Annotated in this window: 1 protein-coding gene; it reads left to right on the top strand. The window is 70.2% G+C overall.

The window, feature by feature from the left end; genetic code table 11:
* Positions 1-74: 74 nt before the first annotated feature.
* Positions 75-652: alcohol dehydrogenase catalytic domain-containing protein (locus U9978_RS20420; RefSeq protein WP_322762751.1), on the top strand; the 578-nt coding region annotated here is incomplete at its 3' end.

Below are 652 nucleotides of genomic sequence, written 5' to 3'. Positions count from 1 at the left end.
GCGGACATCGACCCGTTGACCGGGACATCGGGCCGCGGGCAGGCATGACAGTCTTCCTTCCTGTGGAGGTGCATATGACGTCGACGGTGCGGGCTGCCGTGCTCACACAGGCCGGAGCTGACCTGGAGTTATCCGAGATCGTCCTGCCCGACCCGGGTCCTGGGCAGGTCCGGGTGCGGCTCGCCGCGGCGGGCGTGTGCCACTCGGACCTCTCACTGGCGAACGGGATGCTGCACCAGCCGGTACCTGCTGTGCTCGGGCACGAGGGAGCCGGCACGGTCGTGGCGGTGGGATCGGGCGTCACCCGGGTCGCCGTTGCTGATCCGGTGCTGCTGAACTGGGCTCCCGCCTGCAGGACGTGCTGGTTCTGCCGGCACCGTGAGCCTTACCTATGCGAACACGCCGCCGATGGTGGCGCGAAGCCGTATGCGGCGCTGCCCGACGGGACCCCGCTGTACGCCGGGCTCGGGGTGGCCGCGTTCGCCGAGGAGACGATCGTGGCGGAGAACGCTGTCCTGCCGTTGCCCGCCGATATCTCCCTGGTGGAGGCGGCCGTCCTGGGGTGTGCGGTGCTTACCGGGGTCGGTGCGGTGCTCAACAGCGCCGTGGTCGGAGCGGGCGAGTCGGTGTTGGTCATCGGGCTGGGTGGGGT

It is taken from the genome of Protofrankia sp. Cr2 (assembly GCF_963555885.1).
Lineage (GTDB): Bacteria > Actinomycetota > Actinomycetes > Frankiales > Frankiaceae > Protofrankia.
The sequence above is the reverse complement of the archived record's forward strand: the minus strand, read 5'-3'. Positions and strand labels throughout refer to the sequence as shown.